Origin of the sequence: Morganella sp. HSTU-ASny43 (assembly GCF_022819185.1) — a bacterium.
Classification (GTDB): Bacteria; Pseudomonadota; Gammaproteobacteria; order Enterobacterales; family Enterobacteriaceae; genus Morganella; species Morganella morganii.
Genome location: NZ_WSPG01000002.1, coordinates 60,104 through 73,753 on the forward strand (window position 1 = coordinate 60,104; position 13,650 = coordinate 73,753).

Consider the following 13,650-nt stretch of genomic DNA (forward strand, 5'->3'; position numbering starts at 1 on the left):
TTATTGGAGCCATTAAATGGAACTGAAGAATAAAAAAATTGCAATCGACGACTTCATGGCCGAGCGCAAAGACGTATTAAAGACCTGGGTGACAGGGAAAGACGTGGAAAACTTTGAAGATGGTGTCAAATATCAGGCGACTATCTCTGAAGATAAAAACTTTGCCAAAAAATTATTCGAAGCTGACCGCGACGGCATCACATTAAGCCAGCCGCGTGCAGGTGTTGCCTTAATCGAAGAGCACATCGAGCTGCTGAAAAAACTGCAGAAAGAGTGTGACCTGCTGCCGACCACTATCGATGCGTATACCCGTCTGAACCGTTATGAAGAAGCGGCAGTCGGTATCCAGAAATCTGTTGAAGCCGGTACCTCTAAACTGAACGGCCTGCCGGTGGTTAACCACGGTGTTGCAGCCTGCCGTCACATCACTGAATCCCTGGATAAACCACTGCAGATCCGTCACGGAACCCCGGATGCACGTCTGCTGTGTGAAATCTCCATGGCGAGTGGTTTCACCAGTTACGAAGGCGGCGGTATCTCCTATAACATCCCTTACGCAAAACGCGTCACCCTGGAAAAATCCATCCGTGACTGGCAGTACTGCGACCGCGTAATCGGTTTATATGAAGAAAACGGTATCCGTATCAACCGCGAACCATTCGGTCCGTTAACCGGTACGCTGATCCCGCCATTCATTTCCCACACTGTGGCAATCATCGAAGGTCTGGTGGCGCTGGAGCAGGGCGTTAAATCCATCACCGTCGGTTACGGCCAGGTCGGTAACTTAGTGCAGGATATCGCGGCAATCCGCTCCCTGCGTGAACTGTCTCATGAATATTTCCGCGCTTACGGCTACGAAGATTATGAGCTGAGTACCGTATTCCACCAGTGGATGGGCGGTTTCCCTGAAGATGAATCCCGTGCGGCGGCAGTTATCTCCTGGGGTGCGGCGGTTGCCGGTATGTCCGGTGCAACCAAAGTAATCACCAAGTCTCCGCATGAAGCATTCGGTATCCCGACTGCGGAAGCGAACTGCCAGGGTCTGCGTGCCTCCAACCAGATGCTGAACATGGTCCGCGACCAGAAATTCCCGCCGTGCAAAGACGTGGATCTGGAAGTGGAACTGATTAAACGCGAAGTCCGCGCAGTGATGAAGAAAGTCCTTGAACTGGGTAACGGCGACATTGCAGTCGGTACTGTCCGCGCATTCGAAGCCGGTGTTCTGGATATTCCGTTCGCTCCTGCGATGTGTAACTCCGGCAAGATGATGCCTATCCGCGACAACAACGGTGCAATCCGTGTGTTCGACGCAGGCGCGGTTCCGCTGCCGGATGACGTTCTGTCCATGCACCATGATTTCGTTGCTGAGCGTGCCCGCGAAGAGGGTCGTGAAGCTTCATTCCAGATGATTATTGATGATATTAACGCAGTATCTCACAGTAAATTAGTAGGAAGACCATAATGAAAATTAAACAGGCATTGTTCACGGCGGGTAACTCATCCTTTTATTTTGACGACCAGCAGGCTATCAAAGACGGCGCAGGTCACGACGGTTTCGTCTACACCGGTAAGCCGGTCACTCCGGGCTTTACCGCAGTGCGTCAGGCAGGTGAGTGTGTGTCAGTCCAGTTAATCCTGGAAAACGGTTCTGTGGCAATGGGTGACTGTGCCGCGGTTCAATACTCCGGTGCGGGTGGTCGTGACCCGTTATTCCTGGCGGAAAACTTCATTCCGTTCCTGGAAAAACACATCAAACCGCTGCTGGAAGGCCGTGATGTCAGTGAGTTCCGCAACAACGCTAAGTTCTTCGATGAACTGAAAGTGGAAGGCAAACAACTGCATACCGCTATCCGTTATGGTCTGTCCCAGGCTCTGCTGGACGCTACAGCACTGGCAAGCAACCGTCTGAAAGCTGAAGTTGTGTGCGACGAGTGGCATCTGCCGGTTGTGGCTGAGCCAATCCCTCTGTTCGGTCAGAGTGGTGATGACCGCTACAACGCTGTGGACAAAATGATCCTCAAACACGTTGACGTTCTGCCGCACGGCCTCATCAACAACGTGGATGAAAAACTGGGCCGTCAGGGTGAAAAACTGCGCGCTTATGTTGAGTGGCTGGCCAAACGTATCGTTGAATTACGTACAGAAGACACTTACAAACCGTCTCTGCACATCGACGTTTACGGCACCATCGGTTTAATTTTCGACAAAGATCCGATTCGTTGCGCAGAGTACATCGCAAGTCTGCAGGAGCAGGCCGGTGATCTGGAACTGTACATCGAAGGTCCGGTTGACGCAGGTAACAAACCAGACCAGATCCGCCTGATGAAAGGCATTATGGATCACCTGAAAAAACTGGGTTCCAAAGTCAAAATCGTTGCTGACGAATGGTGTAACACCTGTCAGGACATCATCGACTTCACGGATGCCGGCTGCTGTGACATGGTTCAGATCAAAACCCCTGACCTGGGTTCTGTTCACAACATCGCTGACGCGGTGCTGTACTGCCAGAAACACGGTATGGAAGCATACCAGGGCGGTACCTGTAACGAAACCGACGTCAGTGCGCGTACCTGTGTGCATATCGCGATTGCGACACGTCCGATGCGTATGCTGATCAAGCCGGGTATGGGCTTCGATGAAGGTATGAACATTGTTCATAACGAAATGAACCGCACACTGGCTGTACTGAAAGCAAAAGCATAAGGAAGCATTATGTCCAGGACATTTAAAATCCTGTCCCCTACTGCCATCCTGGGGTACGGATTTCCGGAAGAGAGTTTTATGAAGGCGATGGAAGAATCGCCGGATCTTATCGCCGTCGACGCCGGGTCTTCTGACCCGGGTCCTCACTACCTCGGTTCCGGTAAAGCCTTTACCGACCGTGCCGGGGTAAAACGCGACCTGCGTTATATGCTGAAAGCCGGTGTGAAAAACAATATTCCGGTTGTCATCGGTACTGCCGGTGGTTCAGGTGCACAGCCTCATCTGGAATGGTGCCGTGAAATCATTCTGGAACTGGCAAAGGAAGAAGGTCTGTCATTCAAGATGGCCCTGATCCCTGCGGATGTTGAGAAGAAAACCGTTCACGAAGCGCTGGATGCAGGCAAAATTACGCCGCTGGCGTTCGTGCCTGAACTGACGCATGAAGTGATCGACGAAAGTACCTATATCGTTGCTCAGATGGGTGTCGAGCCGTTCCAGGAAGCACTGGCAGCCGGTGCTCAGGTTGTTCTGGCCGGCCGTTCTTATGACCCTTGCTGCTTCGCGGCTCTGCCGATTATGAAAGGGTTTGACGAAGGTCTGGCACTGCACTGCGGTAAGATTCTGGAGTGTGCGGCAATCGCAGCCACCCCGGGTTCCGGATCTGACTGTGCAATGGGTATTATCGACGAAACCGGTTTCACCCTGAAAGCATTCAACCCGATCCGTAAGTTTACGGACACCTCAGCAGCGGCTCACACCCTGTATGAGAAATCCAACCCGTACGTATTACCGGGACCGGGCGGTGTGCTGGATCTGAAAGAGTGTAAGTTTGAAGATCTGGGTAACGGGCAGGTTCGTGTAACCGGTTCACGCCATGTATCAACACCGTATACCGTTAAACTGGAAGCTGCACGTCCGGTCGGTTACCGCACCATCACTATCGCCGGTACGCATGACCCTATCATGATCGCCGGTATGGATAAGATTCTGGTGGAAGTGCGTAAAAGTGTTGAGAAAAACCTCAGCATCGACCCTGATACCGTGAAAATGAATTTCCATCTGTACGGTAAAAACGGTGTGATGGGTGACGCAGAACCTGAAACTGTGACCAAGAGTTATGAGCTGGGTATTTTACTGGATGTTGTTGCTCCTACCCAGGAGCAGGCAGACAGTATCTGTTCCCTGGCACGTTCCACTATGCTGCACTACGGGTATGATGGCCGTATCGCCACCGCGGGCAACTTAGCCTTCCCGTTCTCTCCGTCGGATATCCGTGCCGGTAAAGTGTATGAGTTCTCCATCTATCATCTGATGGAATACACCCCGGATATTAAATTCACATTCCGTATGGAGAATGTAACACCTGAAGGAGTGGCGAAATGAAAAAGTCAATTTTAGAATTAGCCAAAGTTGTGCGTTCTAAAAACTCCGGTCCGTATGAAATTGTGATGGATATTTTATTCAAGGATAAAGAAACTTATACCGCGGTAAAAAATTCAAAACAATTTAATAAAGACTTAGTCGCTGGTCTGTATTGTGTGAAACCTGACTTTATCGATAATATTGTCTGGTTTGACCCGGCGAATGCTGTGAAAATTGTAATGCCGAGACATATTGTTTCTGGTGCTGTCGGAGATACCGATGTTTATGGTGCCCAGCAACATGCGCCTTTATTAAAAATGGAATTTGATATTTAACAATATCAGTCATTCAATATCTCATTAGTACGACAACTCGGTGTGGCGTACGGGGTTCCCCCGCGCTCCACATCGATTTCAGAAACAGAAATCGTCATTTTTCTCAGTGTGATGTATAAAATTATTTAATATTTAAAGCCACGGAAGGCTGGGTAAAAATAACTGAAATAAAATTTCAGAGGATATTAAGTAAGTTGAGAATAAATGCGACCCAACACAGAATGGAATTATTATGAAATCGAAGAGTTTAACCACTTGGATAGTCATTGGTCTTATTGTCGGTGTGATTGTCGGCTTCAGCTTTAATGAAATGGCATCTGCTGAATTTAATAAGGTCTATGCAAAAGATATCTCCATTATTACCGATATCTTCTTACGTCTGATTAAAATGATTATCGCCCCATTGATTATATCAACACTGGTTGTTGGTATCGCGAAAATGGGTGATGCGAAAACGTTAGGTCGTGTTTTCTCCAAAACACTATTCTTATTTATCTGCGCATCCTTTATCTCAATCCTGTTAGGTCTGGTTATTGTTAACCTGTTCCAGCCGGGCGCAGGTATTAACTTCGTTGCGGATACTGCCGGTGCGGTTCAGGGTATTGTGGAACCTGTTCCTTTCTCCTTCAAAACCTTTATTGCTCATGCGATTCCGACCAGTATCGTTGATGCAATGGCGCGTAACGAAATTCTGCAGATCGTTGTATTCTCAATCTTTATGGGTATCAGTCTCTCCGCTATCGGTGAGAAAGGCCTGCCGATTGTGAATGTGCTGGAATCCCTCGTCAGCCTGATGCTGAAATTAACCGGTTACGTCATGCTGTTCGCACCACTGACAGTGTTTGCCGCTATCTCCGGTATGATTGCAGAGCGTGGTCTGGGTGTTCTGGTCAGCGCCGGTATCTTCATGGGTGAATTCTACTTTACACTGGCGATGCTGTGGGTGATTCTGATTGGTCTGGCTGCGGTGGTTGTCGGCCGCTGTATCTTCCGTCTGACCAAAGGTATCACTGAACCTGCACTGCTGGCATTCACCACATCAAGTTCTGAAGCGGCATTCCCGGGTACGCTGGAAAAACTGGAAGAGTTCGGTGTTTCCAACAAGATCGCCAGTTTCGTACTGCCAATCGGTTACTCCTTTAACCTCGTCGGTTCAATGGCTTACTGTTCATTCGCGGTTATCTTTATCGCTCAGGCATGTAACATCACCCTGTCTATGGGTGAGCAGGTTACCATGCTGCTGATTCTGATGCTGACATCGAAAGGGATGGCCGGTGTACCGCGTGCGTCTCTGGTGGTTATCGCGGCGACACTGAACCAGTTCAACATTCCGGAAGCGGGTCTGATTCTGCTGATGGGTGTGGATCCGTTCCTCGACATGGGCCGCTCTGCCACTAACGTAATGAGTAACGCCATCGGTGCCGCTATCGTCGGCCGCTGGGAAGGTGAGCACTACGGTGAAGGCTGCCGCGGAAAACCAAAGGCAGTTATTGAACCTCCGGTAGCACAGGCCACAACGTCAGCCTGACCGGTCGTTCAGAATAAACAAGACAGGCGCGGTACAAGGGATACAGATACCGCGCAACAATAAAAAATCAGTTTTATGTGTTATGTACTAAGTATTAAGCGCAAAATGCCCTCAGTCATTTTGCGCTTTTTTTTGTATGGGGTTACTGCGGCACGGCGGAAACACTCACAGTGCCATCCGTCACCTTAACGGCAAAGGCGGCGACGGAATATGCGGCGTCTTCCGCACACAACCCGTCCGTCAGCCGGAAACGCTGTTTTTTCAGCGGACTGACAATCCACAGCGAGCCGTCATGCTCTGCAATTAATCCGCGCGACAGCACACTGGCCTGCGCAAAAGGATCGATATTACTCAGGGCAAAAATGCGCTCGTCCGGATAAGGACGGAACAGCGCCACCTGTTCACCCTTTACCAGCGCACACACACCGGTTCCCGGGGTGATATCACTGACCTGACAAACCGTAATCCATTGACTCATGATTATTCCTCCCCGATCAGAGTGACAGCAATCCGCTCTTCCGGGCGGGCCGGACGATGTTGTGAGCGCTCACTTACCATTTGCACATTCGGATCCGGCAGCGGGCTGTTAACAAAGTGACTGAAGCGTTTGCGGGCATGCGGGTTGTTCACCGTTTCCTGCCACTCGCAGGTCACTTTTTCGCGCAGCTGCGCCAGTTCCTGCTCCAGCTGTGCATTGAGGCTCAGTTTATCGCTGACTATCACATCCCGCAGGTAATCAATCCCGCCCTCGAGGCTTTCCAGCCAGGTGGATGTCCGGCTGAGTTTGTCGGCGGTGCGGATGTAAAACATCATAAAGCGGTCGATGTAGCGTATCAGGGTCTCTTTATCAAGGTCAGCCATCAGCAGATCGCCGTGGCGCGGTTTCATGCCGCCGTTTCCGCAGACATACAGGTTCCATCCCTTGTCGGTGGCGATAATCCCGATATCTTTCCCCTGTGCTTCGGAACACTCGCGGGTGCAGCCTGAGATGCCGAATTTCATTTTATGCGGGGTGCGGATGCCTTTATAACGGTGTTCCAGCTCAACACCCAGTGCGGTGCTGTCGCCGACCCCGAACCGGCACCATGCCGTGCCGACACAGGTTTTCGCCATCCGCAGTGCTTTGGCATAGGCGTGCCCGGTTTCAAATCCGGCGGCGATCAGTTTTTCCCAGATAGCCGGTAAATCCTGCTTTTGCGCCCCGAACATCGCAATACGCTGTGAGCCGGTAATTTTGGTATACAGATTGTATTCCTGTGCAACTGTACCGATAGCCAGCAGACCTTCCGGGGTAATTTCGCCGCCCGGTGAGCGCGGGATCACCGAATAGGTGCCGTCCTTCTGCATATTGGCGAGGAAATTATCGTTGGTATCCTGTAACGGCACCAGATCGTCGCGCAGAATATAGTCATTCCGACAGGACGCGAGCAGGGAGCCGATGGTCGGTTTACATACTTCACAGCCGTAACCTTCGCCGTAGCGGCCCAGCAGCTCATCAAAGGTAGTGATTTTTTCCACGCGGATCAGGTGATACAGCTCCTGGCGTGAATAGGCAAAATGCTCGCAGAGGTGATGATTCACCTCAATACCCAGATTAGTCAGTTCTGTATTCAGCACCTGAGTGATCAGCGGAACACATCCGCCGCAGCCGGTACCGGCTTTGGTTTCCGCTTTGATATCCGCAACCGTCTGGCAACCGTTATGAATGGCCTGAATAATGTCTCCTTTGGTGACATCAAAACAGGAACAGATTTGTGCACTGTCCGGCAGGGATTCCACGCCGATCGCCGGTTTGCTGCCGGCGTGTGCCGGGAGGATCAGAACATCCGGATTTTCCGGCAGTTCGATACGGTTCAGTGCCAGTTGCAGCAGATTACCGTAATCTTCGGTATCCCCGACCAGCACCGCACCCAGCAGATATTTATTATCGTCGCTGACAATCAGCCGCTTATAAACCTCATTGGCTTCATCGAGATAAATATAACTGTGGCAGCCGTCGTCTGTCGCATGTGTATTGCCGATACCACCGACATCCACACCCAGCAGTTTCAGTTTTGCGCTCATATCCGCACCGGTAAACTGATTCTCCTTCCCCAGCAGATGATCAGCCGCCACCTGTGCCATTTTGTAGCCCGGTGCCACCAGTCCGTAAGTTCTGCCGTGCCATGACGCGCATTCCCCGATAGCATACACATCCGGGTCAGATGTCTGACACTGGTCATTAATCACCAGACCGCCGCGCTCCGCCACGGCCAGTCCGCACTGACGGGCAAGCCGGTCACGCGGGCGGATCCCGGTGGAAAAGACGACAAAATCGGTCTCCAGCGATGAACCATCGGCAAAATGCAGCACTTTGCGGCTCTCTCCGCTGCCGGATGCGGTAATTTCCGTGGTGTTTTTGCCGGTATGTACCGTTACACCCATCCGTTCAATTTTCTGCTTCAGCTGTTCACCGCCGAGCGCATCGAGCTGTTCCGCCATCAGGACTGGCGAAAATTCAATAACATGGGTTTCAATACCCAGGTTTTTCAGGGCCCCGGCGGCTTCCAGCCCCAGCAGACCACCGCCGATCACCACACCTTTGCGGCTGCGGCGGGCGCAGGCTTCAATGGCATTGAGATCTTCAATCGTCCGGTAAACAAAACAGTCGCGGGTATCACTGCCTTTGATCGGCGGGATCCACGGATAAGAGCCGGTCGCAATCACCAGTTTGTCATAATGCACAGTGCGGCCGGTATTGGTATGCAGCACCTTTTCCTGACGGTTAACGGTAATCACCCGCTCATTGATTAATACCGAAATATTGTGTTTTTCATAGAAACCGGGTTTAACCAGGGATAATTCTTCCGCCGTATGATGAGAAAAATAGGAGGAGAGATGCACGCGGTCATAAGCGACACGCGGCTCTTCGCAGAATACGGTGATATCGAACTGTCCGGCGTCCGCTTTATCGGTAAGCTCTTCGGCAAAGCGGTGGCCGACCATACCGTTACCGATGATTGCTAACTTGACGTTGCTCATTTCAGCCTCAGATTTTGTGTGGATTAAGGCTAAAAATACGGCGATCCCGGTTTTTCTCATTGATGTATATCAAATGCAGCTTAATCAATTCAGCTTATGTAATTCATTGCTTTAAATAATTTTTGTCAATACTCCTTAAGGGGTAGTGATGTATTGGTTTTTCAACCGGTTATTTTTACTCATTTAATGACAAATATATATTTCACGACATATGACACAATTTCCGGATTAAAAGAAATATATTTAACTAAAGGGAGATATCTGAAATAACCATCCGGAAAACAGAAACGGATAACACCACCGTATATCAGGGGGATGTTATCCGTACGGTATGATTAGCGGGAAGATGCCATCATATCAGCGCGAGCTTTGCGGTTTTTAATACTGATAATCAGAATACCGGAAGCGAAAGCGCCGCAGCAGGCAAACAATGCCATCAGGCCGAACACGATTTTGTAACCGGTCATGCCCGGATAGCTGTCGAGAATATGGCCGTAGAGGCTGAAGCAGAACATGGCCGGGGCATAACCGATAAAGCTGCCCAGTGCCATTGCAGCCCCGGTACTGGACTCTTTGATATTGGCTTCACCAATCGGCGCAAAGAAAATCGCGCGCTGAGTGAAAACAATAGTACCGAAGCCCAGTGTGCAGACCATACCCAAATACACCGGCATACTTTCGTGCGGCAGGAAAATAAAGGTGACCAGGACAATCACACTGATAATAAAGGTATAAAACAGGTATTTGGTCGGTGATTTTAAAATCTTATCCGCGATTAATCCGCCGATAGGGCCGCCGACCATTTTCAGGCAATACTGATTCAGAATACCGTAAATACCGGCCAGTGCGACAGGCAGTGCATAGATATTACTCAGGAACGGAATAAAGAAGGTCAGTCCGCAATAAACGGCGTAGACAAAGAAAATACTCAGAGCAATCAGCCAGACGGTACCGTCTTTTAATACCGCGCTGACGCCGGGCTTTTTCTCTTTATTTTCACCGGATTCATTCACCGGTTCGGTGACGGTGTGTTTATCATCTTTCAGGAACAGGAAGATAATACCACCGACCAGAATAGCCACGCCGGAATAAAATAAGATCCCCATTTTAAAACCGAGATAACCACTGCCGAACCAGGCAAAGACCGCAAGAGCGGAGAAGGCCACCACGGTATCGACCACACCGCGGCCGGTTTCAAAGAAGCCGAATATCCGGCCCTGCTGTGAGCTGTTGCCCAGCAGGCTGACAGATTTTAATAATACCGGCCAGTTAAGCATATCGCAGGTGACACCAAATAATGCCCAGACAAATAAAATGCCCCAGTAGCCCGGCATTGTGGATAAATACACACCCAGCAGGCCGGTTGCAATTAATGAGAATGAAATTGTCAGACGGCGCGGTAATTTGTCAGAAAAATAAATAGATAAAAAGAAACCAATGGTCGTCACAATTGAGTTTACTGACATGGCATTACCAATCTGACCATTTGTCAGATGGAAATATTCCTGCATCGGAACATAAAAGGCGTCTTTCAGTGACGGTAATTTATAGATAGTACCGCCACACAGAATTAACAGGCTGAATATAGCCCATCTTTTTTTATCAAGCATAGTGTGCCTCCCGACTGAAAAATAATTTTCAGTCAGTATTGAGTGTTGTTTTTAAATTAATGGTGTGTAGTGCTGATATTTTTTTATTTATGAATAACGGCGAGTGCCTCTGTCTTTATTTCATCAATGACGTTACGGACATAAATCAGCTGATTGACGGCATCTTCTTTTTCACGGGCGAGACGTTCTTCAATTTCATTTTCAGGTAACGGTGTTTCACTCAGCTGACGCCACGGGATCCACGGATCATTCCCTTCATTTTTAAAACGGAAGGCCGGTGCGTAATAATCCACTTCTTCTTCCAGCCCGTAGGAAATAACCTGCGGTTTCTCTTCACCCAGACATATTAATGCCCGCAGCATCTCTTTAAACGGCAGATTACCTTCCCCGGAACGGCAGGCGGTATGGCCGAAACCATCACCTTCTTCCAGAATCACCGCATCCTTGATATGCACCTGAGTAATATGATCCTGCATGACTGCCAGCGCTTCCATCGGTAATTCACAGGCATTGATCATATTGCCGAAGTCAAATAACAGCGTCAGTTCCGGGAAATCAGCTTCTTTTATCAGCTTAACCAGCTCGTGGCTTTTTAAATCTTCATGCTGTTCCAGAACAAATGTCAGACCGGAGTGCTGATAGTGTGTTTTTAAATAACCGATGTCTGCGGAAATACGGCGCAGCACATCAGACAGTGCACCTTCATAGCGCGGATAAAAACGGACAGAACTTGCCCCGGTTTTCAGTGCGATTCTGACCGCATCATCCAGGGTTTTATTATCGGAGGCGCTGGTTTCAATATTAATATCCAGATGATAACGTTTTGCTTTCTCTGCAAAAGCCTCAAGCTGTTCGTCTGTCATGGTTGAAAGAGATTGTGTTTCACCATCCAGTACATGTATTTTGACGCCCGGCAAATGATGTTCGTTTGCGATATCCAGTAAGTCACCCGGCAATATTTTTTCAAAACGCATATTCAGATGATAGGCGTAGGCATGCAGATATAACGGTAATTTATCTGCACGTTCAATAATCCGGCGGGCATCATCAGTATTCATGATTCAGATTCCTGTGTCTAAAGCTCAACAAAAAAATAAACAGATTCAAACCGCCAGTACTCAATGTCGATTTGAACGATATTATGTTCCGCATCACAGCGGTATTTTTCCACCCGGATACCGGGGGAATTCGCGGTACAGCCGATAGCCTTACTGGCGGTTTCCGGCATCCGGGCCGGTTTGAATGCCAGTCCGGCAGTCGTGGTGGTGATATTGTATTTTTCTTCCCAGATTGCCGCGAAAGAGTGGTTATCCAGTTTTGCGGTAAAGTCCGGACCGGCAGCCGGGTTAATATAGGTCTGGTGCCAGAACACTTTATGCCCGTCCAGTGCCCCCCATCCGGTAATGAGATACACCGCATCACCGGCCGCAAGACCGAATTTACCGGTAATCTCCGCAGGGGCATCAGTGACCGTCAGTTTGTCTGTGTATTCCCATGACGGTACCCGTCCCTGTGCTTTTGCCGCCTGATTAAAACTTGCCGGGGATTTCGGGTTGTAATTGAAAACCGGCAGGGCAGCGAACCATCCGCTGCGGTTTTTGCGGAAGATTTTTCCGTCATTCTCCAGGCTGAGCAGTGCCTGGCGCAGTGACATCCGGTTGACACCGAGTTGTTCTGTCAGCGGACGTTCTGCGGGCAGCTTGTCTCCGGGCGCGATAACGCCGGCGGTCAGCATGGCATCGAGTTTCTCTCTGGCAAGATCAGCTGCAGTTTGTGTTGTTTTCATCGGATTGGCCTTTTGGTTTAAACCAGATTGGTTTATACGTTACGTGAGTGCTATTGTACGTACAAGTGAGGAAGTGATAAATAAATGTCAATTTGCGGGATACTTCACACTCTGCCGGTGATCCGGCGAAAATCCCCGTTGTGACCGGTTTCTCATTCCGGATTGATAAAAATAGCAGGCTGTCTGCTTTATTTTTTATCAGACGGGAAAATAACAGAAAATGAATATTTATCTCACTGGTTCTTATAACTATTTTATTTCCCCGTTCGTATCATAAGAAAAATCTATGTCCTGATAAAAAAAGCTATTTGATTTTATTTGCCGGACACATCCGCTGGCACAGCATAAAAAGATTAATATCCGCGAGCTGGCAAATTACCCGGCCGTGATGTACGCACAGAATAACAGTGATTTTCTCAGTGAAATGTTTTTTATGGAAGAGGCGATTGTGATTGAGGATCCGGACCGGGTTATCTATACCCATGACCGGGGATCGATGAATAATATATTATCAAATACAAACAGTTACACAATAGGGATAGGATGTCTTATCAAGGATATCATCCCGGAAGAAGAGAACCTGTTTATCAGTCTGCTCAAGCAGTCGCCGGATAAAAACTTTATTCGTGACACACAGAAATAATCACACCGCGAACCCGCTTTCTCTCTCATTGCCTTACCGGAATATCGCGGGTAAGGCAATTGCTGTATTTTACGCATTTCAGTACTACGTATTTTGCTTATTACCGCATCTGAAACAATTCCGTCATAAATAACAGATTCAATTTCCGTGCCTTTTCCCCGGGTGATCGCTGTTTGTTACCAAATTAACAATTCTGCCAATTAGTGATCTGTTTCAACATTTAATCGTGATTGCCGATTTTTGTTATCCCCTTTTTAAGAGTGTGACTAGGATTGAATCAATTCTTATGAGGAGAGTGACGAGGTAAGCACGATGGAAAAGGAACGTATCATCCAGGAATTTGTTCCCGGCAAACAGGTCACGCTGGCGCATCTGATTGCGCATCCGGGCAGTGATCTGGCGAAAAAAATCGGGGTTCCCGGTGCTGAAGCCATCGGCATTATGACGCTGACACCCGGCGAAACCGCAATGATTGCGGGTGATCTTGCCACAAAGGCCGCTGGTGTGGATATCGGCTTTCTTGATCGTTTCACCGGTGCACTCGTGATTTACGGCTCTGTCGGCGCAGTGGAAGAAGCATTGATCCAGACTGTACGCGGGTTAAGCCAGCTCCTCAATTATGCCGTTTGTGATATCACCCGCAGCTGAGCGGGTGCAGTTAA

Annotated in this window: 12 protein-coding genes; 7 read left to right on the forward strand and 5 right to left on the reverse strand. The window is 49.1% G+C overall.

The window, feature by feature from the left end:
• Window positions 1-16: 16 nt before the first annotated feature.
• From GN208_RS01705 to GN208_RS01725, 5 genes are all read left to right on the forward strand, one after another.
• Complete coding sequence (locus GN208_RS01705) at window positions 17-1,462, forward strand: methylaspartate mutase subunit E (protein WP_004236125.1); 1,446 nt, start codon at window positions 17-19, stop codon at window positions 1,460-1,462.
• Window positions 1,462-2,703 carry a methylaspartate ammonia-lyase gene (locus tag GN208_RS01710; RefSeq protein ID WP_004236123.1) on the forward strand — a complete coding sequence of 414 codons (1,242 nt, stop codon included), beginning with the start codon at window positions 1,462-1,464 and terminating at the stop codon, window positions 2,701-2,703. The genes GN208_RS01705 and GN208_RS01710 overlap by 1 nt, the downstream gene beginning before the upstream one ends.
• A gap of 9 nt (window positions 2,704-2,712) precedes the next feature.
• Complete coding sequence (locus tag GN208_RS01715; RefSeq protein ID WP_004239011.1) at window positions 2,713-4,086, forward strand: acyclic terpene utilization AtuA family protein; 1,374 nt, start codon at window positions 2,713-2,715, stop codon at window positions 4,084-4,086.
• Window positions 4,083-4,400, forward strand: coding sequence for a DUF4387 domain-containing protein (locus GN208_RS01720; RefSeq protein ID WP_004236121.1), 318 nt, complete (start codon window positions 4,083-4,085; stop codon window positions 4,398-4,400). Before GN208_RS01715 ends, GN208_RS01720 begins: the two co-directional genes overlap by 4 nt.
• A gap of 232 nt (window positions 4,401-4,632) precedes the next feature.
• The gene (locus GN208_RS01725) at window positions 4,633-5,928 is read left to right on the forward strand and encodes a dicarboxylate/amino acid:cation symporter (protein WP_004236120.1); all 1,296 of its coding nucleotides are present in this window, start codon (window positions 4,633-4,635) and stop codon (window positions 5,926-5,928) included.
• 142 nt (window positions 5,929-6,070) lie between these two features.
• Here GN208_RS01725 and nirD read toward each other — a convergent pair whose 3' ends face one another.
• The 5 genes from nirD to GN208_RS01750 all read right to left on the reverse strand — a co-directional run bounded on the left by nirD (window position 6,071) and on the right by GN208_RS01750 (window position 12,345).
• Window positions 6,071-6,406: a nitrite reductase small subunit NirD gene (gene nirD / locus GN208_RS01730; RefSeq protein ID WP_004236118.1), complete on the reverse strand. Its 336-nt coding sequence runs from the start codon at window positions 6,404-6,406 to the stop codon at window positions 6,071-6,073.
• Between the two features lie 2 nt (window positions 6,407-6,408).
• Window positions 6,409-8,949 (reverse strand): nitrite reductase large subunit NirB, encoded by a 2,541-nt coding sequence (nirB, locus tag GN208_RS01735; protein WP_049240497.1) that lies wholly within the window; start codon window positions 8,947-8,949, stop codon window positions 6,409-6,411.
• 335 nt (window positions 8,950-9,284) lie between these two features.
• Window positions 9,285-10,559: an MFS transporter gene (locus tag GN208_RS01740; RefSeq protein ID WP_004236115.1), complete on the reverse strand. Its 1,275-nt coding sequence runs from the start codon at window positions 10,557-10,559 to the stop codon at window positions 9,285-9,287.
• An 83-nt stretch (window positions 10,560-10,642) separates the two neighbouring features.
• Window positions 10,643-11,617 carry a TIM barrel protein gene (locus GN208_RS01745; RefSeq protein ID WP_036413845.1) on the reverse strand — a complete coding sequence of 325 codons (975 nt, stop codon included), beginning with the start codon at window positions 11,615-11,617 and terminating at the stop codon, window positions 10,643-10,645.
• A gap of 17 nt (window positions 11,618-11,634) precedes the next feature.
• Window positions 11,635-12,345, reverse strand: coding sequence for a UTRA domain-containing protein (locus GN208_RS01750; protein WP_004236111.1), 711 nt, complete (start codon window positions 12,343-12,345; stop codon window positions 11,635-11,637).
• 388 nt (window positions 12,346-12,733) lie between these two features.
• On the opposite strand from GN208_RS01750, the gene GN208_RS01755 reads away from it, so the two are divergent.
• Together GN208_RS01755 and eutS are read left to right on the forward strand one after the other, a co-directional pair.
• Window positions 12,734-12,988, forward strand: coding sequence for a hypothetical protein (locus GN208_RS01755; RefSeq protein ID WP_004236110.1), 255 nt, complete (start codon window positions 12,734-12,736; stop codon window positions 12,986-12,988).
• Between the two features lie 312 nt (window positions 12,989-13,300).
• Window positions 13,301-13,636, forward strand: a complete 336-nt coding sequence (gene eutS, locus GN208_RS01760; RefSeq protein ID WP_004236109.1) for an ethanolamine utilization microcompartment protein EutS — start codon at window positions 13,301-13,303, stop codon at window positions 13,634-13,636.
• Window positions 13,637-13,650 lie beyond the last annotated feature (14 nt).

Coding starts and splice junctions, on each gene's coding strand:
- GN208_RS01705 (WP_004236125.1), top strand. CDS start 17: ATGGAACTGAAGAATAAAAAAATTGCAATCGACGACTTCATGGCCGAG.
- GN208_RS01710 (WP_004236123.1), top strand. CDS start 1,462: ATGAAAATTAAACAGGCATTGTTCACGGCGGGTAACTCATCCTTTTAT.
- GN208_RS01715 (WP_004239011.1), top strand. CDS start 2,713: ATGTCCAGGACATTTAAAATCCTGTCCCCTACTGCCATCCTGGGGTAC.
- GN208_RS01720 (WP_004236121.1), top strand. CDS start 4,083: ATGAAAAAGTCAATTTTAGAATTAGCCAAAGTTGTGCGTTCTAAAAAC.
- GN208_RS01725 (WP_004236120.1), top strand. CDS start 4,633: ATGAAATCGAAGAGTTTAACCACTTGGATAGTCATTGGTCTTATTGTC.
- nirD (WP_004236118.1), bottom strand. CDS start 6,406: ATGAGTCAATGGATTACGGTTTGTCAGGTCAGTGATATCACCCCGGGA.
- nirB (WP_049240497.1), bottom strand. CDS start 8,949: ATGAGCAACGTCAAGTTAGCAATCATCGGTAACGGTATGGTCGGCCAC.
- GN208_RS01740 (WP_004236115.1), bottom strand. CDS start 10,559: ATGCTTGATAAAAAAAGATGGGCTATATTCAGCCTGTTAATTCTGTGT.
- GN208_RS01745 (WP_036413845.1), bottom strand. CDS start 11,617: ATGAATACTGATGATGCCCGCCGGATTATTGAACGTGCAGATAAATTA.
- GN208_RS01750 (WP_004236111.1), bottom strand. CDS start 12,345: ATGAAAACAACACAAACTGCAGCTGATCTTGCCAGAGAGAAACTCGAT.
- GN208_RS01755 (WP_004236110.1), top strand. CDS start 12,734: ATGTACGCACAGAATAACAGTGATTTTCTCAGTGAAATGTTTTTTATG.
- eutS (WP_004236109.1), top strand. CDS start 13,301: ATGGAAAAGGAACGTATCATCCAGGAATTTGTTCCCGGCAAACAGGTC.